This is a genomic window from Streptomyces sp. ISL-12, assembly GCF_018614415.1.
Classification (GTDB): domain Bacteria; phylum Actinomycetota; class Actinomycetes; order Streptomycetales; family Streptomycetaceae; genus Streptomyces.
Genome location: NZ_JAGGOO010000016.1, coordinates 16,625 through 41,574 on the forward strand (window position 1 = coordinate 16,625; position 24,950 = coordinate 41,574).

Genomic DNA, 24,950 nt, shown 5'->3' on the forward strand with positions numbered 1-24,950 from the left:
ACAGCATAGGGGGCATGCGAACCATTCGTTGGCGGAATGCCCCGCGCGGCTCGTAGCGTGACGGACATGCCTCTGACGAACGTGTATCTGCGCAAGGGAACGACTGCCCAGTACCGGCGGGACGTCTCCCTCGGCATCCACCGGGCCATGGTCGACGTGCTGGGAATCCCCGAGGACGACCAGTTCCACGTCTTCCACGAAGTCGACCCGGACAACTTCCACATGCAGCCGGTGGTCTTCGGTCTGCCGCGCGGGGAACGCGCCATGTTCCTCCAGTTCTCCTTCAACCACCGCCCCGCCGAGCAGAAGACGGCGCTCTTCGCGACCGTCGTCGACAACCTGCGACAGTGCCCCGGGGTCCCCGAGGAGGACATCCTGATGACCGTGACCGAGACGGCGAGGGAGAACTGGTGGGCCGCGGGCCGCGTCGTCGACCCCGCCACCGGCTACGACGAGCGCATGACCGCGCCCAGGTCCACGCCGACGCCGGCGCCGGCGACGACCGAAGGGGCGGACGTGCGCTGACGGCGGAGGCCCGGCGGACGCCCCGGTGTGTTCAGCGCCGCAGGTCGAGCCGCATCAGCACCCGGGGATGGCCGGCCAGCACCGAGGTGGTGCCGGCGGCATGGGTGAACCCGGCGCGTTCGAAGTTCTTGCGGATCCCCGCGTACGCCATCGTCATGTCGACCCTGGCGTCACCGTTGTCGAGGGGATACGCCTCGATCACCGGGGCGCCGTGGGAGCGGGCGAAGTCCACGGCACCGGCGATGAGCGCGTGCGAGACGCCCTTCCTGCGGTGCCCGGGGCGTACCCGGACGCACCACAGCGACCAGACCGGCAGGTCGTCGACGTGCGGGATCGTGCGGCTGCGGGCGAAGGAGGTGGCCGACCGCGGAGCGACGGCGGCCCAGCCGACCGGTTCGTCACCGTCGTACGCCAGCACCCCGGGCGGTGGATCGGCCCGGCACAGCCCGGCGGCGTACTCGCCGCGCGCCGGGCCCCGCAGCTCGTTGTTGAGCTTGGACGGGACGCGGTAACTCAGGCACCAGCAGACGGTGGCGTCCGGCGACTTCGGGCCGAGCAGGGCCCGCATGTCCTCGAAGACCGAGGCGGGGCGTACGTCGAGGGTCATGAACGCCACGATGCCACGGCCGGATGCCGTTGCCACCGCCTCGCCCTCCTGCCCGGAGCCACTCCGCGGCCGGCGGTGTCCCCCGACAACGTTCCGCGGCCACGGCCTGACAAGGTGGCAGGTATGCGTCTGTACGAAGAACGCCTCGCCGTGCCCGGCACCTGGTTCTGGCTCAGTGCCCTGCCGGGAGCGATGACCGCCGCCGTCCTGCTGCCGTTCGGACCCGCCGCCGCGCTCGGCGGCCTCGCGGTCACCGTCGCCCTGACGGCCCTGGGGCTGTACGCCTACGGCTCCGCCGCCATCGTGGTGACGGGCGGTCACCTCAGGGCGGGCTCGCTGCGCTACCCCCTGACCTCCCTCGGCATGGTGGAGATCCTGGACGCCGAGGAGGCGTTCCTGTGGCGCACCCGGCGGGCCGACGTGTCCGCGGCGATGCTGCTGCGCGGCTATGTCCCGACCGCCGTGCGCATCGAACTCGACGACCCGCACCGCCCCGCGCCCTACCTGTACCTCTCCACCCGCCGGCCCGCCACACTCCTCGCGGTACTGTCCTTCGCGCGCCGCTGACGACGCGGGAAGGCGCCCGGCGGATCAGGCCGCCGCGGCGAAGCTGCCGGCGATCGCCGTGTCCGTGCGGGCGTGCACCACCAGCCGCGGCCCGCGGGTGCTGCCGTCGGCCTCCAGCAGACGGCGCAGCGGCGCGCTGTGGGTGACCACGGACATGAGGATGCCGAGCCGGGCGCAGAACTGATGGGCCCGGAGCACGGCACTGACCGCCGCGCTGCCCGCCGCCCGGTCATCGATGACGACGACCACCGGGCTCGGCCGGTGGGCGTCGACCAGATCCGTGATCCGGCTCGCCAGGCCGGCCCGGCCGCCGATCCCGGGGTCCCGCTCCACCGTGATGACCAGCACCTCGTGCTCCAGACGGTACGACAGCATGGCAGCCTCCGATCCCCACCGTTCATGCCCGGTGTCTCCGGCAGTGAGAGTGCCCCGAGAACCGCCCACGATGCCCCGCGGTCTCGGACCCGCACGCCGGCGGTCCCGCACCACCGTTCACCCGGACGGCGTACGGCACCGGCCCTGGGCAGGGCCGACAGTCCGCAGGCGGGGCCGTCCCGTCTGGTGGGAGTCGTCCGGCGGTGCGACGCTGGGAGGAGAACCCGGAAGGAAGCCGATGGGACGGGACGTTCCGGCTCTGGTCTTCACCCGAGAGGACCGCCGCCGCTACCGCATCAAGATGCAGGAGTGCCTCGACGCGTTCGCCCAGATGCTGCGCGAGTCACGGTTCGAGTCGGGGCGGCCCCAGGTGGGGCTGGAGATCGAACTGAACCTGGTCGACGCCGAGGGCGAGCCCGCGATGCGCAACAGCGACGCGCTGGAGGCGATCGCGGACCCGGCCTGGGACACCGAGCTGGGCCGCTTCAACCTGGAGGTCAACATCCCGCCGCGAAGTCTGACGGCGGGCGGTCCCGACGCCTGGGAGTCCGAGATCCGGGCCGCGCTGAACCACGCCGACGAGCGCGCCAGGTCGGTCGGCACCCAGTTGATCATGACCGGCATCCTCCCCACCCTCCGCCAGGAGGACGCCGGCGACGCCGCCCTGTCGGAGAACCCGCGCTACCGCCTGCTCAACGACCAGATCTTCGCGGCCCGCGGCGAGGACCTGCGCATCGAGGTGGACGGAGACGACCGGTTGCGCACCTACGCGGACACCATCACCCCGGAGGCGGCCTGCACCAGCACGCAGTTCCACCTCCAGGTGTCACCGGACGAGTTCGCCGGCTACTGGAACGCGGCCCAGGCGATCGCCGGCGTCCAGGTCGCGCTGGCCGCCAACTCGCCCTTCCTCTTCGGCAAGGAACTCTGGCACGAGACCCGCATCCCCCTCTTCGAGCAGGCCACCGACACCCGCCCCGAGGAGATCAAGGTGCAGGGCGTACGGCCCCGCGTCTGGTTCGGGGAACGCTGGATCACCAGCGTCTTCGACCTCTTCGAGGAGAACCTGCGCTACTTCCCGGCCCTGCTCCCGCTGTGCGACGAACAGAGCCCCACCGAGACACTCGACCGCGGTGACATCCCCGAACTCGGCGAACTCACCCTGCACAACGGCACCATCTACCGCTGGAACCGCCCCGTCTACGCCGTCGCCGGCGACCGCCCGCACGTACGCGTGGAGAACCGCGTCCTGCCGGCCGGCCCCACCGTCGCCGACACCCTCGCCAACGGCGCCTTCTACTACGGACTCACGCGCGCCCTGGTCGAGGAGGAACGCCCGGTGTGGTCCCGGATGTCCTTCGCGGCGGCGGAGGAGAACCTGCACGCCGCGGCCCGGCACGGCATCGAGGCACGGCTGTACTGGCCCGGAACGGGCGAGGTGCCCGTCGCCGAACTCGTCCTGCGCCGGCTGCTGCCGCTGGCCCACCACGGTCTCGGACTCTCCGGCATGGACGCGGCCTGGCGCGAGCCGCTGCTCGGCGTCATCGAGCAGCGGTGTGTCACCGGCCGCAACGGGGCGACGTGGCAGAAGGAGATGTTCCACCACATCCGCGCCTCGGCCCACTGCGACCGCCACGAGGCGCTGCGGCTGATGACCCTGCAGTACATCGACTACATGCACCTCAACGCCCCGGTGCACACCTGGCCGGTCGACTGACGCCACCGGCCCACCGATGTCCCGGCCCACCCGGCGGCCCGGACCGGATCCGGCCCCGCCCCGGGCTGCCGCGACCGGTCCCACTGACGGCGACCGTGCCGACGGCGCACGGCACTCTTACCCGAATCCGCAGGTGGCAGCCCCTGTCGTCATGGTGATCTCAAGCGCGGAGGCCGAAGCGGAAGCAGGCGAAAAAAGGGGGGTGGCCCGACCACTCGCCGCGGTCCTGGGCCTCGCGGCGCACGCACGGCGTGATACCACTGCACTCGGCCGTGGCCCTGCTCACCTCGGGCGCCGCCCGCCCCGCCGGGCTCACCGACCGGGGCGGCCCGCCTTCCGGGGTCCCGCGCCGACCCGGTCGCCGTCACCGCCGACGCCGGCCGGCCCACCGTACGCATGCCCCTGCTCGCGGAGGAGTCCCGGGACGGCGACGCGCCCCGGTCTCCGTCGCCCGGCTCCCCAGCACCCCAGGACGGTGACCACCATGACGACACGCACCACCACTGCCGCCACCGACCCGGCCGTCCACCCGGCCCTCACCGCCGCCGCGCGCGCCGCCCTCGACGCCTATACGGCCGCCCGCGCCGCGCACGACCGCGCCACCCTCGCCGAGTCCGTGGCGACCGGCGCCGACGGCACCCCCACCATGCGCATCGACCGCCTGGTCGAGGACGCGGTGATCGACGCGCTGCGCCCGCACGGCGTCAACATCCTCTCCGAGGAGAGCGGATGGCTCGACCACGCCAGCGCCGTGTCCCTGGTCATCGACCCCCTCGACGGTTCCGCCAACGGTGCCGCCGGGGTCCCGCTGACCGCGTTCGCCGCCGCCGTGGCGATCGACGGCGAGTTCACCGAGGCGTACACGGTGTGGCTCGACACCGGCCGCGCCTGGTGGGCCCACCGCGACCAGCCGGTCCCGTACCGCACCTCCGGCCGCCGGGAACTGTCCGGTGCGGCCCTGTCCCTGCTCCGCCCGCACACGGCCGAGCCCGGCCCGGCCGCCGCCTGGTGGGCCGCCGCCTCCCGTGCCGCCCGCGTCCGCATCCTGTCCACCACCTGCCTGGAGGCCGCGCTGGTCGCCGAGGGCGCCACCGACGCCTTCGCCGACGCCTGCTCCGACACCCACCGGCTGGTGGACCTGGCCGCGGCGGCCGTGATGGTGCCGCGCGCCGGGGGAGTGGTCCTCGACGCCCGGGGCCGCCCCCTGGTCTTCGACACCGACCTCACCCGCCGCTGGTCGGGCATCGTCGCCGCCACCCCGGAACTGGGCGCCGAACTGGCCGACGTACTGACCACGGCGGCGGACGCGGTCACCGCTCCGGCGGCACCGGATGCCGGCTCATGACGGAGACCCGGTTGAACGCGTTGATGGTCACCGCGATCCAGATCACCGCCGATATCTGCGCGTCGGTGAGGACCGCGCGGGCCACGGCGTAGGCGGCCTCCTGTGCGGGGAGGTCGGCCGGCGCGGTGGTGGCCTCCGCGAGCCCGAGCGCCGCGCGCTCCACGTCGTCGAACAGCCCGGCCTCCCGCCAGGCGGCCAGCACGCCGAGCCGCTGCGTCGTCTCACCCGCGCGCAGTGCGGCACGGGTGTGGACGTGCAGACAGAAGGCGCAGCCGTTGATCTGCGACACCCGCAGGTTGACCAGCTCCACCAGAATCCGGTCAAGACCCGCTTCGTCGGCGACCGTCCGGACCGCCTCCGACGTCCGCACCAGCACCCGGTACGCCTCGGGGCTCTGCTTGTCGACGAAGACACGGCTGCTCAACTCGGACTCCCTGGGAGGCGCCGCCGCCAGGGCGAGCGGGCAAGTGATTGAAGATGAAAGTAGCATGAGGGGCGGAGGTGGTCATCGATGAGCAACGTCGAGACGGAACCCGCACGGACCCGCTGCGGACCCACGAAGGACGACGGCCGAGGGCCGGAGGAAGGCCGGGTCGACGTCCTCACCCCGCGCGACGTCCCTCTGGGCGGCCCGCGGGCCATGACGGTCCGCCGCACCCTGCCGCAGCGGGCCCGGTCCCTGATCGGCGCCTGGTGCTTCGCCGACCACTACGGCCCCGACGACGTGGCCCGCACCGGCGGCATGGACGTCGCGCCCCACCCCCACATCGGCCTGCAGACGGTCAGCTGGCTGTTCAGCGGTGAGATCGAACACCGGGACAGCCTCGGCACCCACGCCTACGTCCGCCCCGGCGAGCTCAACCTCATGACCGGCGGCCACGGCATCTGCCACTCGGAGGTGTCCACCCCGCGGACCACCGTCCTGCACGGCGTCCAGCTGTGGGTGGCCCTCCCGTCCGAACACCGCGACACCGACCGGGACTTCCAGCACTACGCGCCCGAACCCGTGCACATCGACGGAGCCCAGGTCAGCGTCTTCCTCGGCTCCCTGGCCGGTTCCGTCTCACCGGTACGGACCTTCACGCCCCTCCTCGGCGCGGAAGTCACCCTCGCCCCGCACACCACGGTCACCCTGCCCGTCGACCCCGCCTTCGAGCACGGCCTCCTGGTCGACCAGGGCGAACCGCACCTGAACGGCACCGCGTTGCACCTCGCCGAACTGGGCTACGTACCCCCCGGCACCGACACCCTGACCCTCCACAACGACTCTCCCGAACCGTCCCGCACGGTCCTGCTCGGCGGGCCGCCGTTCGAGGAGGAGATCATCATGTGGTGGAACTTCATCGGGCGGTCGTCAGAAGAGATCGCTCAGGCCCGGCAGGACTGGACGGAAGGCCGGCGGTTCGGGGTGGTGGAGGGGTACGACGGTGATCCGCTGCCCGCTCCCGCGCTGCCGACGGTCCCCATGAGACCCCGGCGAAACCGACCCTGACCAGGCAGGTATGAGTCCCTTCCCGGCGACCACGAAGCCTGGATGGACGATGGGTGCCTGCTGCTGTGGCGTGAGCGCTGCGAGATGATCGGGTTCGTCCTGTCCGGACAGGGGCTTCCTGCCCTCTACGTCAGCGGGGACAACGCCTCGATCCGCACCGTGGCCGAGATCTCCCGCCGGGTCGCGCACATCGACGCGGCGGTGCTGCAGGCGGGCACCGCACGTGTGCCGGCGAAGTTCGACGGCCGCCCGCTGTCCCTGGACAGCCGACGGGCCGCAACGGCGGCAGCGGTCCTGGGCGCGGACATCGTGCTGTCTGCCCGCTACGACGGCTGGACTTACTTCTCCGAGGGCCCGGCGGAGCTCGAACTGGCCTTATACGAGGCCGCTCTGGCCCCCCTGCTCCACGCCGTGCCGCACGGGCACCACGGTGGCCCTACGCCCCTGCCCCATGCCCCTGACGGCCAACCACTACCGCACTACCAGCCCGCCCAGGACACGTGACATGCCCCTCGTACGTATCGACCTGATCCGCGGGCGCAGCCCGGAAGCCGTGCGGGCCATCGCCGACGCCGTCCGGCAGTCCCTCGTCGACGCGCTGAAGATCCCCGAGCGCGACCGGTTCCACATCGTCACCCAGCACGACGCCGACGAGATCACCGCCCTCGACGCCGGGCCCGTCTTCCAGCGCACCGGAGACGGCACAGCCATCGTCCACATCTTCACCCAGCGCGGCCTCAGCGCCGACGACAAGCAGGGCCTGTAACGCACGCTTGCCGAACGACTCGAGGCGGTCGGTATCGGCGGCACGGATCTATTCATCAGCTACTTCGAGAACGGCCCCGACGATCGGTCGTTCGCCGACGGCCGTGCCCAGTACGCCGAGGGCGACCTCGCCCAAGGAGTTCCGCCATGCCCCGTGGCCTGGCCTCTCTCACCGCCGACCTGCCTGTATGGGCCGCCCCGATGGACGGCGGTCCCAGTACCCCCGCCCTGGTCCAGGCCGCTGCCCGCGCCGGTGGGCTCGGGTTTCTCGCGGGCGGCGACAGATCCCCCGCCGACCTCGCCGCGCAGATCGCCGAAGTGCGGGCGAGCGGTGTGGACTTCGGCGTCAACCTCTTCGCCCACAACCCCATACCGGTCACCTCACATGCCTACCGTGGCTACGTCCACGCCCTCATTCTGGAAGCCGAGCGCTACGGCGTCGACCTGACCGTCGAGCTCGAGCCCGCCAACGAGGACGATGACGCCTGGTCGGACAAGACCGACCTGTTGCTGGAAGTGCCGGTCCCGCTCGTCTCGTTCACCTTCGGTCTGCCCCACCCGGACACCGTCCGCGCTCTGCAGGGGACGGGCAGCCTGGTCGCCCAGACCGTCACCAGCCCCGCCGAAGCCCTCGCCGCCGCCGAGACCGGCGCGGACCTGCTGATCGTCCAGGCCCCGGCAGCCGTCGGGCACTCCGCCACCTTCACCCCGGACCGGCCCCTCACTCCCATCGACCTGCCCGACCTGGTCAGCGACGTGCGGCACACCGTCCCCCTGCCAGTGATCGCCACCGGTGGCATCGCCACCCCCGCAGACACCGCCGCCGCTCTACGCGCCGGCGCCCACGCCGCCATGGTCGGCACTCTTCTCCTGCGCACCCACGAGAGCGGCGCCTCCACGCCCCACAAGGCAGCCCTTGTCGACCCGGCCTTCACGGACACCACGCTGACCCGTGTCTTCACGGGCCGCCCGGCCCGCGCCCTGCGCAACCGCTTCACCGACACCTTCGAACGCTCCGCCCCCCTCGGCTACCCGGCGCTCCACCACCTCACCAGCCGGCTGCGTAAAGCAGCAACCGCCGCGCACGACACCGATCTCATGCCCCTGTGGGCCGGAACCGGCCACCGCCGGGCCCGCGACGAACCCGCCGCCCAGACTCTCACCCGCCTCGCGGCCGGGCTGTGAATCCGCCGCGTCCCTGCCCCGTCACCCATGAATCCCAGCCACGAGATGATCAGCCCGTCCCCGCCGGGGGTGTCTGTCGTCGCTCCCGGTGAGGTCATCACCGACGAGGTACTGGACTGTCTGCGCAGCGGCGTCGAGCACGGGGTCCTGATCCCGGACGCGGCCGACCCGTCGCTCAAGACGCTCCGTGTGGTGGCGCGGGACTGACGACGGTGCGTGTGAGGACATCACGACCGCTGTGGAGTACGACAAGCCCGATCAGGACCGGCGGATCCCCTTGAACCGCATGCCGCGCCGCGTGCGCAGCGAGTTCGTCATCGCATCCGTTCATGTTCCGGGGCAGGTTCACGGCGCAGGTCCACGGCGCAGCACGGGCGGCGGGCTGACGGCCGGCGTCCGAATGCCGACCGGTCGCGGCGAGCGCTCTGGGCGATCGCCGGAGCCGGGGCAGCGCGCCGTCCAGCGCCGCGCCCCACTGCTGTGCTGCTGTGAGCGCGCGCGGGTTTTCCGACGGGGTGGCCGCCAGGTGTCCGGAGTTCGAGCTCGGGGTGGTTTGCGTCGGGCAAGTGGCTGTCGGTTAGGCTCCGGTCGGAGTGCTTGGGAAGCAGGTGCTGCCCGCGGCCGGCCCGAAAGGAGCCGGTTGCGGTGTTGCTGCTGCCCGCCGTCCCGCAATTGGAGCCTCCCTATGGGTCAGCTTCCCTGGCACCCGGATGAAGGAATCACTCCGGCGACACCGTCTGGCTCCCGTCCTGTCCAGTGGGATCCGCGCTGGGCGCAGGAAGAGCTCGATCTGCGCAACCGGGGTCTGGGCCATGCAGGTGTCGGTCGTGCTCAGAACGTGCTGGCCAAGCGGTACCACCTGGCCTCTGCTGATCAGGCGTTCGAACTACTGAGAACGGTTTCGCAGCAGTCGAACATCAAGCTGCACACGCTCGCCGACGCCGTTGTCCGCACGCCCGCCCCGGACCAGGACGCGCCCTTATGGTTTCCCGGCCGGGCGCGTGTCAGCCCGCCCCGGCTGCCGGGCCTGAGCCTGGACCGGGGCTCGCGAGGCAGCCAGGGTGCCGTCCTGAAGGCGGCGCTGCACCGGGTGCTGTCGATCACGCAGACGCCGATGGGCAACGTCCAGCTGGCGGAGAGCGGTCGGCTCCATCTGGCCCGGCACACCGGCCTGAACACGTACTTCACCGACTTCTTCGCCTTCGTCGACGCCCCCACCACCGCCTGCTCGCAGGCGGCCGCCGAACGCCGGCAGGTCACGGTGCGGGATGTGGCGACCGCGGACGTGTTCGACGAGGCGTCCCGTTTCGCCATCCTGCAGGCAGGCAGCCGGGCTGCTCACAGCGTCCCTCTGACGAACGGCAAGGGCGGAGTGCTGGGCATGGTCTCCTCCCACCACGAACGCCCCCTGGCCGGCTTCACCAGCGCCCAGCTCCACGCCCTGCAGCAGACGGGAACCGACGTCGGCCGCTGGCTGTCCTGGCACTGGCACACCGTCGTCCTGGACGCCCTGGAACGCCTCCACGCCCAAGCCGTCAGCGCGCACCACTGACGTTGTGCGGGGCTGCGTCCGCAGTTCTCGGTGGTCCGGGAAACGGCGGACGCAAAGCTGCCGGCTCTCGCGAGGTGACGGCTCTCACCTGACTGCCCAAGCGATCCCCTCGCGACAACCCCACAGACGGTCCCCGACAACCGGACCCGGTCACGCGTGGGTTCACGCTTTCACCACAACCGGGCCGCGTACGGAGAACTGGCTGAACAGCCATCCGCTCGTTACTTCCGCAGGAGCCGCCCATTCGGACGCGTCGAACGCCTCGCGGGCCGCGCGCACCGCGGCGCCACTGGTTGTCGTAGCGCCCTCCGGCACCCTCCCGGATGGCGTCCTCGGCGTAGAGGTCCAGGATTGGTTCGATGCGCTGCTTGCCGTTTCCCATGCCGAACTCGGGGCAGGGAGTGTCGCAGAGCGCGTCGATGATTGCTTGGTTCGGTCATGCTCCGCACTGTGTCCGCGAGGCATGCGGATCACCAGCGTCCGGTCCGCTGGGCGGAACGCCGGTGTCGGACAGAGAGCACCGCGACCGCGTCGGCCTACGTCCGTGAGGTCGGCCGACGGGGGCGAGGTCTGTGGTGGCCGGACAACCACGACGACGTGCGCTCGATCACCCACCTGCGTCGGCGCAAGCGTTCGGCATCGGCTGCCTCAGCCCTTCGCTGTCGTGGACGTTGGCGCATGAGACGCCGACGATGCGGGGCAGTCCGCTCGCACCTGAGCGGTGTCAGTCGCCGTCGGCGATGAAGTCGGCTATCGCGCCAGCGACGGCTTCGGGCTGCTCGTCGGGGATGAAGTGCCCGGCGCCGGGCACGATGACTCCGGTGGTGTTGTCGGCCCAGGGGCTGATGGAGGCCGCCATGTCCGGGATGGAGCCGTGGCTGCTGGATATTCCGAGGACGGGCAGGGTCAGGTGCTGCCGGTCGAGCGCCTGGTGGTTCCTGCGCGCCGACTCGGCGGCGTCCCGGTAGTAGGCGAGGGAGGCGCGGAGGCCGCCGTCGGCTGCGAGGGCCGCCGCGTAGTGGTCGAGGTCCGCGTCGTCGAACGTGCCGGGAGCGAGGGCCTTCGCCTTCAGGAACCAGCCGACGTACTCCCGTTCGCGGCCGGCGAGCAGGGTCTCGGGCAGGTCGGGCACGAGGTGGAACGCGAAATGCCAGGTCTTCCACGCCTGGGCCGGGTCGGTGGGAATCGTCTCCGGGAGGGTGATGCCGGGAATTGCGGCGTCGAGCAGGACGACCCCGCGCAGTTGACTCTCATAGCCGAGGGCGAGGGAGAAGGCGACCCAGGCGCCGATGTCGTGGGCGGCCAGCCAGTAGGCCGGCACCCCGAGCGCCTTGACGGCGGCGTGGACGTGGGCGGCGACCGTGTGGGTGTCGTAGCCGCGCTCCGGGCGCTCGGAGTGGCCCTGGCCCGGCAGGTCGACCGCGATGACGCGGAACCGGCGGGCGAGGCCGGGCATGACCTTGCGCCAGGCCCGCCAGGTCTGCGGGAACCCGGCGAGCAGGACGACAGCCGGACCGTCCGGTCGGCCGCCTTCGACGGCATGAAGGCGGATGCCGCCCGCGTCGACCCAGCGGTGGGTGAATCCGGCCAGGTCGTGCAGGGGCAGGTCAGGGACGGGGTTGCTCGCGGAGACGGTCATGGGGTCCTCCATCGGTGTCGGGGTGTGCTGGTCCGGCGGTCCGGCCGAGGGCCGGGCCCGTGAGGGCGATGCGGCTGACGACGGCGGCCATGCGGTGCTCGGAATTCGGGTCGCGGGATGGCCGGCGGTGCGACGACCTGAGCCGACGGTGGGGGTGGGGCGCCTGCCGCGCGCCGCCCCGGTTTGCGGGGGACGCCCGGTCACGATCATGCCTGGAGGCTAACACATCTTGAAACGTTCAGTTCAAGATAAGATGGCGGGCAGCGACGGGAACACCGACACACCAGCAGGGAAGTGCCACGTGGCAGGCAAGAAGCAGTTCGACATGGACACGGTGCTCGACGCCGCGATGATCCAGTTCTGGCGCGCCGGCTACGCCGACACCTCGGTCGACGACCTGTCCCGGACCACCGGCCTGAACCGCAGCTCGATCTACTCCTCGCTCGGCGACAAGGACACGCTGTTCCTGCGCTGCCTGGATCGTTACGCCACGCGCTACGGCGACAAGTACGACGCCGCCCTGGCGTGTGCGGTCTCCGGGCCCGTTGCGGCGGTCCGCGCGTTCTTCGACGTCACCCTTGAGCGCATCGCCGATCCCGAACTGCCCGACGGATGCCTGATCGCCCAGTCGGCCATGGCGATTCCCGTGCTGAGCCCGGCCGTCGCGGCGCACGCCAGGCAGGCGCTCGGCCTCCAGCGCCTGCGTCTGCGCGCCGCGTTGGAGGCGGGCCGGATGACCGGCCAGGACGCCGAGGCCTTCGCTGTGCACGTGGCGGCCGTTAACCAGTCCCTCGCTGTCATGAGCAGAGCCGGGGCGAGCCCGGCACAGCTCCTGGCCATCGTGGACGTGACCGTCGACGCGCTCTCGCAGGCGTTGCGCGCGCGCAACCAGACCGGGGGACTGTGAACCGGTCGGTGCGGCTCCCGGTCATGGAATACGCATCGATGACCCAGTCCCCACCACCCCGGTACCGGTCGTTCGACAGACCCGTGCACGGACGGGCGAAGATGCCACGTAGGAGGGGGCCCACGCCGGCCTGTTCCTCCGTGTTCACGGTGACGCGGGAACGGCGGTTCGGGTAGGCGCGTCCCAGAGAGGAGAGGTGAAGATCCTCAGCACCGACGACCGGCCCCACCCAGGCACCGAAGGAACGGACACAGTGATGGCCCTGCCCCCGGCAACCGCCACGGAGACCTCCGAGGCAGCCTCGGCCACTCTGGGCGAGCAGCTCCTGCTCCTCTCCCTGGACGACGAGTCCGGCACCGCCGCGGAGCCGGCGAAGGTCGCCCCGGCCGTCGCCGCGGCCGCGCTGGTGGAACTCGCCCTGGCCCGCCGGATCGACGTGACCGATGACATGGTCACCGTCGTCGACGCGACGCCGCTGGGCGAGCCGGCCCTCGACGCCGCGCTCGACGCCGTCGTCGGCCGGCAGGAGCCGGGCGGCACCAAGGACTGGATCCACCGGCTGAGGACGGACGCCGTGGCCCGGGCCCGAGCGAGCTTGATCGCGAAGGGGCTGGTTCGGGAGGAGAAGAAGAAAGTGCTCGGCCTCTTCCCCGTGCGCCGCTATCCGGAGGCCGACGGCTCGGTGGAGGCGGCGGTGCGGCAGCGCCTCGACGCGGTCGTCCTGTCGGGCGCGGCGCCGGACGAGCGTACGGCGAGCCTGGTCGCCCTCCTGCACGGGGCGAAACTGCACCGCCTGGCCTTTGCGGACGCCGACGCGCGCCGGGTCGAGGCGGCCATGGAGTCGGTCTCACAGGACCGGTGGTCCGCGGCGGCGGTGCGTCACGTCGTGAAGGCCGCGGAGGACGCGCTGACGGCGATCATCGCGGTGGTGGTGACGACGACGGTCGTCACGAGCTGACGCCTCGGGAGCCGCCGCCGGGGCGCGGCTCCCGAGGCGTCAGGGGCGGCGCGCTCCTGCTCGTCGGAGGCATGCTGGTCGTCCTCGGCGTGCGGTCACTGCCACGCGGTCGCCTCGGTCCCGTGGACGCAGTAGTAGTCGTACGTGCTCTTGCCGCCGGGCTTGGGGACCGCGCAGGCGGTGACCTCGAACTCGCCGTCGCCCACCCGTACCATGTGGGTGTACTGGTCGTCGCCGTAGTCGATCTCGGCGGCGCGCTCGGCGCCCCCGGCCGCCTCGACCGTGACCAGGTCCCCCTTGCTGCCGCGCTCGATCTTCGCCCACACCGCCTGGCACTCCTCGCTGTAGCGGAGCTGGAGTTCGGCGGGGTTCCCGGCGGCCGGCTCGAACGTGCGCGCGTCGCCGTCGCAGCCCTGCTTGCCGGGGTTCTTCCCGTCGCATGCCTCACCCGGGCAGGCCGGTTCCGCCAGGAACGTGTTGATGACGTGCTCCCCCAGCGGGGACAGGACGGCAGCCGCCACGGCGCTGACGATCGCCACGGCGTAGGCCACGGTGGTCGCGCTGTTCCACCTGCGCCCGCCTTCGGGCCGGGGGTCGGACGGCTGGGTGGCCGGCTCGGGGGACGTTGCGGAGCTGTTGTCGGTGCTGCTCGTCGTCATGGGACCGCCTTGGTGCTCTGGACGGGGAGGGAGAACTCACCCCGCGGTGTCAGGGGGGGGCGGCGCGGATCGGGATGCACGCGCGGCATGCGCGGCTCACGCGTTCCCCCTGCTCACGCGCCTTTTGCGTGGGCAACGACCCCCGCCGTACCGGGTAACGGGGCGCACGGTCGCCCCGCGAGGTGTGAAGCCGGAGCATGACCACCCGGCGCGACACCCTGGACGACCGGCGCACGGCCCCGGCTCGCCGTCGCCGTCGACCGCCGGAAAAAGTCCGCGAGATTGCTGTGCATATTGTTAACAATCTTGTAGCGTGCGTCTCGCCTCGGCCCGAGGCATCGGCGAGGCACTTGGTGCTCGATGAGGGGAGACTCCATGCAGCCGCACTCCGTGTCCACCGGACGCGAGGCACTCACCCACCCGAGAGGGCCGCGGGACGGACGCCCGGTGGCCCGCACCCATCTCCTGAGAGGCATGGCACTCGCGGGTGCCCTCGCGCTCACGGCCGCCGTGGTGCCGACCTCCGTCGCGGCGGCCGCCACCGGCGCGTCCGCCGCGCAGCACCGCGGCAAAGCCGCGGATCCCCAGGACGCCGCGCTGGACTTCGACTCCGCCGCCTACACCACGATCACCGTCACGGTCGACGGCCGGCCGATGAACGTGCGCTGGTACAAGGAGATCTGTTACGTCGCCGACCCGGTCGCGGCGGCGGCCCAGCAGCCCGGCGGTCCCGGTGGCGGCGGCACCACCATCCCCAACACCGCCTGCGGCTACCAGAGCATGAACGTGTTCGTCCCCGAGAGTGCCTTCGGGGACCAGCGGGCGCCGGTCTACTTCGCCGTCAACAACAGTGGCTGGAAGGCGAGTTACGTCCGCGCCAGTGTCACCGCCGGCACCTCGTACAACAGCTCGACCAGCAACGTCGGCGCCGCCCTGAAGGCCGGTTACGTCTTCGCCGACGTCGCCAACCGCAGCCGCGGACTGGTCGGCGCCGACGGCTCGGCCCCCGGCAAGGCCCCCGCGGCGGTGGTCGACGCCAAAGCCGCCGTGCGCTACCTGCGCCTCAACGACGCCGCGATGCCCGGCAGCGCGGAGCGGATCGTCATCAACGGCACCAGCGGCGGAGGCGCGCTGGTGTCGATCCTGGGCGCCTCCGGCAACAGCGCCGAGTACACCCCCTACCTCGCCGCGATCGGCGCCGCCGGCATCGACGCCAAGGGCCGCAGCACCCTGCGCGACGACGTCTTCGCCGTCAACGCGTACTGCCCGATCACCGACCTCGGCAACGCCGACATCGCCTACGAGTGGCTGTACAACGCCCTCGGTACCCGCGACGCCACCGGCTCCAACGCCTCACCGGAGGCGGCCACGGAGCTGGCGGCCCGGTTCGCCGCGTACGAGAAGAGTCTCGGGCTGCGCAACCCGGACGGCTCCCGGCTCACCGCCGCGACGATGCTCGACACCATCGAGAAGGAGGTCGTCCGTTCCGCCGAGACCTACCTGGAGGCCGACCCCGCCCACACCATCCCGCCGCTGGGCGGCACCTTCGAGATCACGTCCGGCGCCCCCGGCGGCTCGCCCACCACGAAGTCGTACGTCAACGACTGGATCGACGTCGACGACACCACCGGCACGGTGCGTTCCGTCGACATGGAGAAGTACCTCTCCTTCGTCGCCACCCAGGCCACGCTCAAGACGACCCCCGCCTTCGACGCCGTCGGCGTCGACGGGAACACCACCAGCGGCACCGAGACCGACCTCTTCGGCCCGCCGACGCGGAAGTACATGAACTACACCGAGTACAGCTGGAACCACAACGACGTCGCCGGCGACGGCAGCGGTCTCGACGACACCGGCCTCACCTGGGATCAGTACACCGCCGAGAAGAGCACCGCCGTCGACGACCAGGTCCACCTCCTGAACCCGATGGACTTCGTCGGTACCAGTGCCGACACCGCGCCGAACTGGTACGTGCGTCACGGCACCCGCGACCGGGACACCGCGTTCACCGTCTCGGTCAACCTCGACCGCGCGCTCGCCTCCGACCGGCAGGTCGAGAACCTGGACTACCTGCTCGCCTGGAACCAGCCGCACGCGGGCAACTACGACGTACCCGAGGCCATGACCTGGATCGCCGACGTCGTCCGTGCGGCCGGTGACCCGCTTTCCTCCAGCCACCGCTGACAGTCCGGGTGCGGGGCGCGACCGCCGAGGACCGGTGCCGCGACGTCACACGGCGTCGCGGCACGGCGGGCCGGGGGCGATCGGCCGGGGAGTGGGCGCGGGCGGTGGCGTCAGCCGCCGTTGGACTGCCGGACCCCTTCCGCCAGCGCGTCGAAGGTGTACAGGTAACCGCCGTCCGGCCCGCTGACGGTCATGTACGCCTTCCGTCCGCCGGGGGCGATGGCGACGTTGGTCGCCGACTCCAGTCCTTCGGCGGCGCGGGCCGGCACCTCCACGGTCGCCAGACGGTCGCCGTTCTCGCTGTAGACCGCCATCGCGGGCCGGCCGTGCAGCCCTTGGTAGAGGTTGCCGTCCGCGTCCACCGCGATCGAGTCGGTCTGGGCGACCCCGCCGTCGACCCGGACGGCGGTGTGGCGCGACGCCACCGCGCCCTCGCCGTCGAGGAGCAGGTACGAGATGCGGTTCTGGGTCAGTTCGCTGAACCACAGCCCGCGGTAGTCCGCGTCGAAGGAGATGCCGTTCGGGGCGGCCAGACCGTCGGCCAGGACGGTGGCGTCCTTCCCCGCGCGGTCGATCCGCACCACGCGGCCCTTCGCCTCCCCCTCGGACATGCCGCGTGAGTCGCTGACGTACAGGTTGCCCTCCTGGTCGAAGGCGAGGTCGTCGGGGTTCATCCGCGCGCCGTCGACCTCGCCGGAGAAGAAGGTCCGCGGATCACCGCCGTCCGGCGCCAGGCTCACGATGTCGCCGTGCGCGAAGTCGGTCAGGTAGATCCGTCCGTCGTACGGGCTGAACTGGGCCGAGGTGTAGGCGCCGCGGTCGTCGGTGTACACCTGCTCCGAGGTCTTTTTCCGGACGTCGACGCGCAGCACCTTCGGCTCGCCGGCCGGCGCGGTGACGTCGACGACGAGCAGCCTCCCGTCCTCGTCGAAGACCGGGCCCTCCAGCAAGGTCATCCCGGCCTGCTGGTGCGTCTGCGTCAGCCGCATGACCTGCTGCGCGCGGAGGGTGCGGTCCGTCCCGGCGCCGCCCGGGTCCGCCGCGGACCCGCTCGTCTGCGTACCGCAGCCCGTGAGGGTCAGCGCACCGGCCGCGGTGAGACCGGCGAGAGACCGGATCGGAAACCGTCGCATGCGAATCACTCTTCCTGTCCGAAAGTATGCGGAAGCAACCACAAGCCCACCGGACAACACTGTCCGGTTGTTGTTACGGTAGTGCATGGCTGCTCAAGTCATACGACTCCGTGCCCAGTTCACGGGTGAGGTGACTCTTCGGCAGCGAACCGGAAGGAATGAGGCCCCCACATGGAACAGTCACCCGCCCTCTCCGGCGAGGAACTCGCCGCACTGCGGGAGCGGTACCGGCTCGAACGGGAGCGGCGTGTGCGCCCCGACGGCGTACGCCAGTACCTCGGCGCCGACGCGGAGTTCGGTTACTACGCCGCCGACCCGTACGCGGGGGAGCCCGCCGAGCGCGAGCCGGTGCGGGACCGGGTGGACGTCGCGGTCGTCGGCGGCGGCTTCGGCGGCATCCTCGCCGGTGCGCGACTGCGCCAGAAGGGCGTGCGACGGGTCCGTGTCATCGAGAAGGGCGGTGACTTCGGCGGGACCTGGTACTGGAACCGGTACCCCGGCATCCACTGCGACATCGAGGCGCACGTGTACCTGCCGATGCTCGACGAGACCGGCTACGTACCCGAGTGGAAGTACGCGCCCGGTGAGGAGATCCGCCGGCACGCGGTGCGGATCGCCGAGAAGTCCGACCTCTACGCCGACGCGCTGTTCTCCACCGCGGTCACGTCGCTGACCTGGGACGACACCTCCGAGACGTGGATCGTCACCACTGACCGGGGCGACAAGTTCCGGGCCACGTACGTCGTCACGGCCACCGGCACCCTCTCCGAGCTGAAGCTGCCCGGCATCCCCGGCATCGAGACGTACCGGGGCCACACCTTCCACACGTCGCGCTGGGACTACGGCTACACCGGCGGCACCCCGGACGGCGGACTCACCGGCCTCGCGGACAAGCGCGTGGGCGTGGTCGGCACCGGCGCCACCGGCATTCAGGTCGTCCCGAAGCTCGCCGAGGACGCCGGACACCTCTACGTCTTCCAGCGCACCCCCTCCACCGTGGACGTGCGCGCCAACCGCCGCACCACCGCCCGGGACGTCGGCGCCGACCGCCCGGGCTGGGCGACCGAGCGCCGGGACAACTTCCTCAGGATCGTCTCCGGCGAACAGGTCGACCAGGACCTGGTGGCGGACCGCTGGACGTCGTCGGCCGGTCTGCTGGAGAAGCTCGTGCCGAGCTTCCGCCGCCAGGGCGACCGGGAGGTGTTCGAGGCGGCCTACGAGGCCGCAGACGCCGCCAAGATGAACGAGATCCGCGCCCGGGTCGACGAGACGGTCACCGACCCGGAGACGGCGGAGAAGCTCAAGCCCTGGTACCGGTACGCGTGCAAGCGCCCGACCTTCTCCGACCTGTACCTCCAGGCGTTCAACCGGGACAACGTCACCCTCGTCGACACCGCCGACACCCACGGCATCGAGCGGATGACCGAGCGCGGTGTGGTCGTCGGCGACACCGAGTACGAGCTGGACTGCCTGATCTTCGCCACCGGATTCTCCGTCGGCGTCTCCGGCGTCCACTCGGGCCGGCTGCCCGTCACCGGCCGCGGCGGCGTCCGGCTCCAGGACGCCTGGCGCGCCCACGGCCCGCGTACCCTGCACGGGTTCACCAGCAACGGGTTCCCCAACCTGATCCAGCTCGGCGGCACGCAGAGCGCCAGCAGCGTCAACTACACCCACGTCCTGGACGAACACGCCGTCCACGCCGCCGCGTTGATCTCCGCGGCCGAGGCCAGGGGCGCCGTCGTCGAACCGTCCCGTGAGGCCGAGGACGCCTGGCTCGCCGTGTGCGCCCAGGACGCCCCCGACCACGAGTGGTTCCACGCCGAGTGCACCCCCGGCTACTACAACGCCGAGGGGCGCGGCCGGCCGAACGGCCCGACCGCCTACCCGCACGGCGCGGCCGCCTTCCACGACCTGCTCAGGCGCTGGCGGGACGAGTCCGTGGACGAGGTGCTCCGCGCCAGGGCCGCCACGGCGGACCGGAAGGTGTAGCCCGCTGCACCCCGCACGGGGAAGCGGACTCTCCCGCCCGATGTGTCCCGTCCGCCTAATGTGAGCGGCATGGGGAAAGCGATCGTGCGGGCCGCGCGGGCCACCGTCCACCTGTGCAGGTCGATGGCGCTGGTCTTCGCCATGTGCCTGTTCATCAGCGTGATCTGCGTCGCCGTGGCCGGGACACTGATCGGCGCGGGCGTCTGGCTGATCCCCGAGACGGTGCTCCTGATCCGCCGTGTCGCCGGCGCGAAACGGTACCTGACCGGCCTGTGGACGGGCGACGAGGTCGCCCAGGCCTACCAGCCGATCACCGGCCCGCTCCGGCGGCGCCTGCGCGCCGCGCTGCGCGACCCCGGTACCCGCTCCGACCTGATCTGGGCGGCGGCCTTCTACGTCTACGGCTGGACGGGCCTGCTGGCCCTCCCGCTGTGGCCGCTCGGTCTGCTCGTCGACGGAGTCTGGTGCGGCCTGCTGCGACGGCACCCGGTCGTCCTGCCGCTGATCAGCCGGCTCGCGGACCTGGAGGCCGCCTGGTCGACGGCCCTGCTCAAGCCCTCCCCGCAGGCACGACTGGCGGCCCGGGTCGACGAACTCACCCAGACCCGAGCGGGTGCCGTCGCCGCGCACGCGGCGGAACTGCGCCGCATCGAACGCGATCTGCACGACGGCACACAGGCGCACCTGGTGTCCCTGTCCATGCGGCTGGGACTCGCCCTGCGCGCCTACGACAGCGCCCCCGGGACGGCACGCGAACTCCTCGTCGAGGCGCGCGACCAGGCAGAGCGGGCCTTGACCGAACTGCGCCACGTGGTACGCACCATCCAGCCCCCGATCCTGTCGGACCGGGGGCTGGCCGGGGCGGTCCGGGCCCTGGCGGCCGGCAGCGGACTCGACGTGGCCGTCGACATCGAGGGGCTGGCCGACGACGGCCCCCGCGCACCCGCCGCGGTGGAGGCGGCCGCGTACTTCGCCGTGGCCGAGGCCCTGACCAACGCGGCGAAGCACAGCGGCTCGTCCCGTGCCCGCGTCCACCTGGCGCGGGTGCGCACCGGTCTGCGGCTGACCGTGCGGGACGAAGGCGCGGGCGGCGCGGACGAGACCAGCGGCACCGGGCTGCTCGGCATCCGCCGCCGGGTGGCCGCGCTGGACGGTACGGTGACGGTGAGCAGTCCTGCAGGAGGACCGACCGTCGTTGCCGTGGAGCTGCCGTGCGTGTGGTGATCGCCGAAGACAACGCACTGCTGCGCGAAGGGCTGGTCCTCCTGCTCACGTCCTGCGGACACGAGGTCGCCGCCGTCGCCGCCACCGGCCCGGAGATCCTGCCCGCCCTGCTGGAACACCGGCCGGACGCCGCCGTGCTCGACGTACGCATGCCGCCCGCCTTCCGCGACGAGGGACTGCGCGCGGCGCTCGCCGCCCGCGAACACCTCCCGGACCTGCCCGTACTGGTGCTCTCCCAGTACGTCGAGGAGTCCTACGCCGCCGAGTTGCTGAGCGGCGGCGGCAGCGGCGTCGGCTACCTGCTCAAGGACCGCGTCGGACGCGTCGACGAGTTCCTCGACGCCCTGGAGCGGGTCGCCGCCGGCGGCACGGCCCTGGACCCCGAGGTCGTCACCGAGCTGCTGACCCGCCGCCGTGACTCGCCGCTGGACTCGCTGACACCGCGCGAACGCGAGGTGCTGGAGCTGATGGCGGAGGGACACGACAACGGCACCATCGCCAAGGCCCTGGTGGTGACGGAACGTTCGGTGAGCAAGCACATCGGCAACGTCTTCCTCAAGCTGGGCCTGCCGCCCAGCGACAGCGGCCACCGCAGGGTGCTCGCGGTCCTGACGTATCTGAAGGACCCGCGCTCGGCCGGGTGACCTGCCCGGTGGTGTAGGCCGCTGCACCACCGGTCCGGGAGAGGACTCCCTCGTCGTGGCGCTCGCCGGACGGGATCGTGGAGAGCACACCAGGACACGCCGCCCCGGCGTCCGCCACGACGGACGCCGGGCCCTGCCCTGTCCCGTGCTCCGTTCCGCTGATGTGGAGGCGTCCTTCCGCCATGGCAACTTTCCTGTACCGCACCGGCCGTTGGGCCTTCCGGTGGCGCCGGCTCGTCACGTTCCTGTGGCTGGCCGTCCTGGCCGGCACCGGTTTCGCCGCCGCCCAGGCGCCGGCCCCTCCTGACGACGGGTTCGCCCTGCCGGGCCTGGAGTCGCAGCGGGCGTACGACCTGATGGACGAGCGCTTCCCGGATTCGGGCGCCCACGGCGCGAGCGCCCGGCTCGTCTTCGTCGCACCCGACGGGGAGAAGGTCACCGCCACACGGCACAAGGCGGCCATCGAGAAGCTGGTCGTCGAAGCCGGGGGCGGCTCGCAAGTGGTCCAAGCCGTCGACCCGTTCCGGGCCCAGGCCGTCAGCGCGGACGGCTCCACCGCGTACTCCACCGTGACCTTCGAGGCGGAGGCCGCGGACCTGACCGAGGCGAGCAGGGAGCACCTGGAGCGGGCCGTCGCCCGGGCCCGGGACACCGGCCTGACCGTCGAGACCGGCGGTGACGCCCTGGCCACCCAGCCCGCGGAGGGCCGGTCGGCCGAGGCGGTCGGGCTCCTGGTGGCCTCGGTGGTCCTGCTGGTCACCTTCGGCTCCATGGCCGCGGCGGGACTGCCCCTGCTCACCGCGGTCATCGGTGTCGGCATCGGCATGACCGGCGTCACCGCCCTCGGCAGCACCTTCGGCCTCTCGCCGACCACCGGCACGCTCGCGTCCATGCTCGGACTGGCCTGCGGCATCGACTACGCGCTGTTCGTCGTCTCCCGCTACCGCGAGGAGCGCGGCAGGGGACACGTCCCGCGGGAGGCCGCCGCACTCGCCACCGGCACCGCCGGATCGGCCGTGCTCTTCGCCGGTCTGACCGTGGTCATCGCCCTCGCCGGGCTGACCGTGGCGGGCATCCCGATGCTCACCAAGATGGGCCTCACCGCCGCGGGAGCGGTCGTCGTCGCCGTCCTGATCTGCCTCACCCTGGTGCCGGCCCTGCTGGGCTTCTGGCCCGACGCGGTCCTCGCCCGCCGGACACGGAGGAAGGCGAGGGGAGCGAAGGGCGCCGAGCGCGACCACGGCGGCACGGAGGACAACCGCGGCAGCCGTTGGGCCCGCCTCGTGGTGCGCCGCCCCCTTCCCGTGCTGCTGCTGGGCGTGGTCGGCCTGGGCGCGCTGGCCGTCCCGGCGGCCGGTCTGCGGCTGGGCATGCCCGGTGCCGAGGCCGAGCCCACGTCCACCACCGAACGCCGCGCCTACGACGCCCTGGCCGAGGGCTTCGGCCCCGGCTTCAACGGCCCGCTCTCCATCGTGGTGGACACCGAGGGCACCGACGACCCCGAAGCCGCCGTGGAGATGATCTCCCGGAGGATCGCCGCCACCGACGGGATCGTGTCCGTCTCCCCGGCCCGGTTCAACGAGGCCCGCGACACGGCCGTCGTCACCGCCGTCCCGTCCACCGCTCCCACCGACGCGGCCACGATCGACCTGGTGAAGACCCTCCGCGGCGACCGCCCGGCCGTGGAGGTGAGGGTGGGCGCCACGTACCGGATCACCGGCAGCACCGCGGTGAACATCGACTTCGCGGAGAAGTGCCGGTCGGCGCTGGTGCCCTACCTGACCGTCGTGGTGGGCCTGGCCGTCGTGCTCCTGCTGCTGGTCTTCCGCTCCCTCCTCGTCCCGCTCAAGGCGGCGCTGGGCTATCTGCTCTCCGTCCTGGCCGCGCTGGGCGCCGTGGTCATGGTCTTCCAGCACGGGTACGGCGCCGAACTGATCGGCCTGGAACAGACCGGTCCCATCATGAGCATGATGCCGATCTTCCTGGTGGGCATCGTCTTCGGACTGGCCATGGACTACGAGGTGTTCCTGGTCTCCCGGGTCCGTGAGGCGTACGTCCACGGGGAGCGGCCCGGCCAGGCCGTCGTGTCCGGCTTCCGCTCCAGCTCCCGGGTGGTGGTCGCCGCGGCGCTGATCATGACCGCGGTGTTCTCGGGCTTCGTCGGCTCGGTCGAGTCCATGATCAAGGTGATCGGCTTCGGCCTCGCCGTCGCGATCCTCTTCGACGCCTTCGTCGTCCGCATGGCCGTCGTGCCCGCGGTGCTCGCCCTGCTGGGCGACCGGGCGTGGCGCCTGCCGCGCCGGCTGGAGCGGCTCCTGCCCGACCTCGACGTGGAGGGCGGGCGGCTCACCCGGGAGCATCCCACCGTGGTGCCGTCGCCCGACCTGACCCGTATAAGGTGAGCCTTGCCTAACTAACGGGAGTGTTGTCGTGCGTGTATGGAAGTGGAAGGCCGCCCTGGGCGTGTCCACTGTCGTCATAGGGCTGTCGACCGGATGCTCGTCCGGTTCCGGTTCCGGAACCGCCGCGGGGGCGGACGGCGACCGGAGCCTGGTGGCCGGTGCGTCCGAGGGGCCGTCCGCCGCGCCCAGCACCCTTGCCGACGGCATGGGTTCGGACCAGGAGACCGACGGGGTGTTCCCGCGCACGGTCGACCACTTCCAGGGCAGCACCACCATCGAGGCGGAACCCGAGAAGATCGCGGTCCTCTCCACGGGCCAGCTGGACGACCTGCTGAGCCTCGGCGTCGTCCCGACGGCCTCCACCCGCGCCGACAACGCCGGACTGGTCCCGGACTACTTGACGGACACCTTCCCCCAGTACAAGTCCGGCCTCGCCGCGATGACGGACGCCGGCACCCGGCAGGCGCCCAACCTGGAGTCGCTCGCCGCCGCCGGGCCCGACCTGATCCTGGTCAACGACTCCCTCGGCGACCTCTACCCGAAACTGTCGAAGATCGCGCCCACCGTGGTCACCGCCGGCCAGGGCGTCAACTGGAAGCGTGACCTGCTGCTCGTCGGCGACGCCATCGGCAAGGGCCGGGCCGCTCGGCAGCTCCTCGACGACATCGTCGAGGACGCGCAGACCAAGGGGGCGGCCGTCGCGGGGGACCCGACCGTTTCCATGGGCGTTTCACCCCGGACCGCACCCGCATGTTCGGTGTCTCCTCCTTCACCGGCTCCCTCGCCGTCGACATGGGACTGGCCCGGCCGAAGTCGCAGCGGTTCACCGCGATCTCGCAGGACATCAGCGCCGAGAAGATCGACACCGCCGACGCCGACTGGATCTTCTACTCGGTCCAGGGCGACGCCACGGAGACGGACGCCGCCACTGTCCTGGCCGGACCGCTGTGGAAGTCGATGAGCGCCGTCCGGGCCGGACACACCGTCAAGGTGGACGACGACCCCTGGTACCTCAACGCCGGGCCGGCCGCCGCGCGGCTGGTCGTCACCGAACTCTCCGAGAAGCTCGGCGAGTAGCGGC

25 protein-coding genes are annotated in these 24,950 nt (G+C 71.9%); 19 read left to right on the forward strand and 6 right to left on the reverse strand.

Annotated elements, in window-relative coordinates; translation table 11 throughout:
- Positions 1-66: 66 nt before the first annotated feature.
- On the forward strand, positions 67-525 hold the full coding sequence (locus J7I94_RS04645; protein WP_215165304.1) for a tautomerase family protein: 459 nt from the start codon (positions 67-69) through the stop codon (positions 523-525).
- A gap of 31 nt (positions 526-556) precedes the next feature.
- On the opposite strand, the gene J7I94_RS04650 is transcribed toward J7I94_RS04645, so the two are convergent.
- A complete protein-coding gene (locus J7I94_RS04650; protein ID WP_215165475.1) occupies positions 557-1,132 on the reverse strand; it encodes a GNAT family N-acetyltransferase in 576 nt (191 codons plus the stop codon).
- Positions 1,133-1,255: 123 nt separating this feature from the next.
- Between J7I94_RS04650 and J7I94_RS04655 the strand changes: the two genes are divergently transcribed.
- Positions 1,256-1,699 (forward strand): DUF3093 domain-containing protein, encoded by a 444-nt coding sequence (locus J7I94_RS04655; protein WP_215165306.1) that lies wholly within the window; start codon positions 1,256-1,258, stop codon positions 1,697-1,699.
- Between the two features lie 24 nt (positions 1,700-1,723).
- Here J7I94_RS04655 and J7I94_RS04660 read toward each other — a convergent pair whose 3' ends face one another.
- Complete coding sequence (locus tag J7I94_RS04660) at positions 1,724-2,074, reverse strand: hypothetical protein (RefSeq protein WP_215165308.1); 351 nt, start codon at positions 2,072-2,074, stop codon at positions 1,724-1,726.
- 238 nt (positions 2,075-2,312) lie between these two features.
- Between J7I94_RS04660 and J7I94_RS04665 the strand changes: the two genes are divergently transcribed.
- Together J7I94_RS04665 and J7I94_RS04670 are read left to right on the forward strand one after the other, a co-directional pair.
- Entirely contained in the window at positions 2,313-3,791 is a 1,479-nt protein-coding gene (locus tag J7I94_RS04665; RefSeq protein ID WP_215165310.1) for a glutamate-cysteine ligase family protein, read from the forward strand.
- Between the two features lie 484 nt (positions 3,792-4,275).
- Positions 4,276-5,136 carry an inositol monophosphatase family protein gene (locus J7I94_RS04670; RefSeq protein WP_215165311.1) on the forward strand — a complete coding sequence of 287 codons (861 nt, stop codon included), beginning with the start codon at positions 4,276-4,278 and terminating at the stop codon, positions 5,134-5,136.
- Here J7I94_RS04670 and J7I94_RS04675 read toward each other — a convergent pair.
- Entirely contained in the window at positions 5,102-5,560 is a 459-nt protein-coding gene (locus J7I94_RS04675) for a carboxymuconolactone decarboxylase family protein (protein WP_251074659.1), read from the reverse strand. The genes J7I94_RS04670 and J7I94_RS04675 overlap by 35 nt on opposite strands.
- An 87-nt stretch (positions 5,561-5,647) precedes the next feature.
- Between J7I94_RS04675 and J7I94_RS04680 the strand changes: the two genes are divergently transcribed.
- From J7I94_RS04680 to J7I94_RS04705, 6 genes are all read left to right on the forward strand, one after another.
- Positions 5,648-6,628: a pirin family protein gene (locus J7I94_RS04680; RefSeq protein WP_215165313.1), complete on the forward strand. Its 981-nt coding sequence runs from the start codon at positions 5,648-5,650 to the stop codon at positions 6,626-6,628.
- 42 nt (positions 6,629-6,670) lie between these two features.
- Positions 6,671-7,132, forward strand: coding sequence for a hypothetical protein (locus tag J7I94_RS04685; protein ID WP_251074660.1), 462 nt, complete (start codon positions 6,671-6,673; stop codon positions 7,130-7,132).
- Between the two features lies 1 nt (position 7,133).
- Positions 7,134-7,394, forward strand: a complete 261-nt coding sequence (locus J7I94_RS04690; RefSeq protein WP_251074661.1) for a tautomerase family protein — start codon at positions 7,134-7,136, stop codon at positions 7,392-7,394.
- 146 nt (positions 7,395-7,540) lie between these two features.
- Entirely contained in the window at positions 7,541-8,578 is a 1,038-nt protein-coding gene (locus J7I94_RS04695) for a nitronate monooxygenase family protein (protein ID WP_215165318.1), read from the forward strand.
- Positions 8,579-8,605: 27 nt separating this feature from the next.
- Positions 8,606-8,785: a hypothetical protein gene (locus J7I94_RS04700; RefSeq protein WP_251074662.1), complete on the forward strand. Its 180-nt coding sequence runs from the start codon at positions 8,606-8,608 to the stop codon at positions 8,783-8,785.
- Between the two features lie 478 nt (positions 8,786-9,263).
- Positions 9,264-10,130 carry an ANTAR domain-containing protein gene (locus J7I94_RS04705; protein WP_215165319.1) on the forward strand — a complete coding sequence of 289 codons (867 nt, stop codon included), beginning with the start codon at positions 9,264-9,266 and terminating at the stop codon, positions 10,128-10,130.
- A gap of 724 nt (positions 10,131-10,854) precedes the next feature.
- Here J7I94_RS04705 and J7I94_RS04710 read toward each other — a convergent pair.
- The gene (locus tag J7I94_RS04710) at positions 10,855-11,781 is read right to left on the reverse strand and encodes an alpha/beta fold hydrolase (RefSeq protein WP_215165320.1); all 927 of its coding nucleotides are present in this window, start codon (positions 11,779-11,781) and stop codon (positions 10,855-10,857) included.
- Positions 11,782-12,070: 289 nt separating this feature from the next.
- On the opposite strand from J7I94_RS04710, the gene J7I94_RS04715 reads away from it, so the two are divergent.
- Positions 12,071-12,676 (forward strand): TetR/AcrR family transcriptional regulator, encoded by a 606-nt coding sequence (locus J7I94_RS04715; protein ID WP_215165321.1) that lies wholly within the window; start codon positions 12,071-12,073, stop codon positions 12,674-12,676.
- Between the two features lie 196 nt (positions 12,677-12,872).
- Positions 12,873-13,634: a GPP34 family phosphoprotein gene (locus tag J7I94_RS04720; RefSeq protein WP_215165322.1), complete on the forward strand. Its 762-nt coding sequence runs from the start codon at positions 12,873-12,875 to the stop codon at positions 13,632-13,634.
- A 95-nt stretch (positions 13,635-13,729) separates the two neighbouring features.
- Here J7I94_RS04720 and J7I94_RS04725 read toward each other — a convergent pair whose 3' ends face one another.
- Positions 13,730-14,293 (reverse strand): DUF2690 domain-containing protein, encoded by a 564-nt coding sequence (locus J7I94_RS04725; protein WP_215165323.1) that lies wholly within the window; start codon positions 14,291-14,293, stop codon positions 13,730-13,732.
- Between the two features lie 474 nt (positions 14,294-14,767).
- Here J7I94_RS04725 and J7I94_RS04730 point away from each other — a divergent pair, with 474 nt between their 5' ends.
- Positions 14,768-16,477, forward strand: coding sequence for a subtype B tannase (locus J7I94_RS04730; RefSeq protein WP_215165324.1), 1,710 nt, complete (start codon positions 14,768-14,770; stop codon positions 16,475-16,477).
- Between the two features lie 110 nt (positions 16,478-16,587).
- On the opposite strand, the gene J7I94_RS04735 is transcribed toward J7I94_RS04730, so the two are convergent.
- Positions 16,588-17,610 (reverse strand): SMP-30/gluconolactonase/LRE family protein, encoded by a 1,023-nt coding sequence (locus J7I94_RS04735; protein WP_215165325.1) that lies wholly within the window; start codon positions 17,608-17,610, stop codon positions 16,588-16,590.
- Positions 17,611-17,781: 171 nt separating this feature from the next.
- Here J7I94_RS04735 and J7I94_RS04740 point away from each other — a divergent pair, with 171 nt between their 5' ends.
- The 6 genes from J7I94_RS04740 (at position 17,782) to J7I94_RS39320 (ending at position 24,946) form a co-directional block, all read left to right on the forward strand.
- Entirely contained in the window at positions 17,782-19,599 is a 1,818-nt protein-coding gene (locus J7I94_RS04740) for an NAD(P)/FAD-dependent oxidoreductase (protein ID WP_215165326.1), read from the forward strand.
- A gap of 69 nt (positions 19,600-19,668) precedes the next feature.
- Complete coding sequence (locus J7I94_RS04745; RefSeq protein ID WP_215165327.1) at positions 19,669-20,823, forward strand: sensor histidine kinase; 1,155 nt, start codon at positions 19,669-19,671, stop codon at positions 20,821-20,823.
- Entirely contained in the window at positions 20,811-21,467 is a 657-nt protein-coding gene (locus J7I94_RS04750) for a LuxR family transcriptional regulator (RefSeq protein ID WP_215165329.1), read from the forward strand. The genes J7I94_RS04745 and J7I94_RS04750 overlap by 13 nt, the downstream gene beginning before the upstream one ends.
- Before the next feature lie 182 nt (positions 21,468-21,649).
- Complete coding sequence (locus tag J7I94_RS04755) at positions 21,650-23,869, forward strand: MMPL family transporter (RefSeq protein ID WP_215165331.1); 2,220 nt, start codon at positions 21,650-21,652, stop codon at positions 23,867-23,869.
- Between the two features lie 28 nt (positions 23,870-23,897).
- A complete protein-coding gene (locus tag J7I94_RS39315; RefSeq protein ID WP_308114495.1) occupies positions 23,898-24,830 on the forward strand; it encodes an ABC transporter substrate-binding protein in 933 nt (310 codons plus the stop codon).
- Positions 24,752-24,946 carry a hypothetical protein gene (locus J7I94_RS39320; protein WP_308114500.1) on the forward strand — a complete coding sequence of 65 codons (195 nt, stop codon included), beginning with the start codon at positions 24,752-24,754 and terminating at the stop codon, positions 24,944-24,946. The genes J7I94_RS39315 and J7I94_RS39320 overlap by 79 nt, the downstream gene beginning before the upstream one ends.
- The last annotated feature ends 4 nt before the right edge of the window (positions 24,947-24,950 follow it).

Coding starts and splice junctions, on each gene's coding strand:
- J7I94_RS04645 (WP_215165304.1), top strand. CDS start 67: ATGCCTCTGACGAACGTGTATCTGCGCAAGGGAACGACTGCCCAGTAC.
- J7I94_RS04650 (WP_215165475.1), bottom strand. CDS start 1,132: ATGACCCTCGACGTACGCCCCGCCTCGGTCTTCGAGGACATGCGGGCC.
- J7I94_RS04655 (WP_215165306.1), top strand. CDS start 1,256: ATGCGTCTGTACGAAGAACGCCTCGCCGTGCCCGGCACCTGGTTCTGG.
- J7I94_RS04660 (WP_215165308.1), bottom strand. CDS start 2,074: ATGCTGTCGTACCGTCTGGAGCACGAGGTGCTGGTCATCACGGTGGAG.
- J7I94_RS04665 (WP_215165310.1), top strand. CDS start 2,313: ATGGGACGGGACGTTCCGGCTCTGGTCTTCACCCGAGAGGACCGCCGC.
- J7I94_RS04670 (WP_215165311.1), top strand. CDS start 4,276: ATGACGACACGCACCACCACTGCCGCCACCGACCCGGCCGTCCACCCG.
- J7I94_RS04680 (WP_215165313.1), top strand. CDS start 5,648: ATGAGCAACGTCGAGACGGAACCCGCACGGACCCGCTGCGGACCCACG.
- J7I94_RS04685 (WP_251074660.1), top strand. CDS start 6,671: ATGGACGATGGGTGCCTGCTGCTGTGGCGTGAGCGCTGCGAGATGATC.
- J7I94_RS04690 (WP_251074661.1), top strand. CDS start 7,134: ATGCCCCTCGTACGTATCGACCTGATCCGCGGGCGCAGCCCGGAAGCC.
- J7I94_RS04695 (WP_215165318.1), top strand. CDS start 7,541: ATGCCCCGTGGCCTGGCCTCTCTCACCGCCGACCTGCCTGTATGGGCC.
- J7I94_RS04700 (WP_251074662.1), top strand. CDS start 8,606: ATGAATCCCAGCCACGAGATGATCAGCCCGTCCCCGCCGGGGGTGTCT.
- J7I94_RS04705 (WP_215165319.1), top strand. CDS start 9,264: ATGGGTCAGCTTCCCTGGCACCCGGATGAAGGAATCACTCCGGCGACA.
- J7I94_RS04710 (WP_215165320.1), bottom strand. CDS start 11,781: ATGGAGGACCCCATGACCGTCTCCGCGAGCAACCCCGTCCCTGACCTG.
- J7I94_RS04725 (WP_215165323.1), bottom strand. CDS start 14,293: ATGACGACGAGCAGCACCGACAACAGCTCCGCAACGTCCCCCGAGCCG.
- J7I94_RS04730 (WP_215165324.1), top strand. CDS start 14,768: ATGGCACTCGCGGGTGCCCTCGCGCTCACGGCCGCCGTGGTGCCGACC.
- J7I94_RS04735 (WP_215165325.1), bottom strand. CDS start 17,610: ATGCGACGGTTTCCGATCCGGTCTCTCGCCGGTCTCACCGCGGCCGGT.
- J7I94_RS04740 (WP_215165326.1), top strand. CDS start 17,782: ATGGAACAGTCACCCGCCCTCTCCGGCGAGGAACTCGCCGCACTGCGG.
- J7I94_RS04745 (WP_215165327.1), top strand. CDS start 19,669: ATGGGGAAAGCGATCGTGCGGGCCGCGCGGGCCACCGTCCACCTGTGC.
- J7I94_RS04755 (WP_215165331.1), top strand. CDS start 21,650: ATGGCAACTTTCCTGTACCGCACCGGCCGTTGGGCCTTCCGGTGGCGC.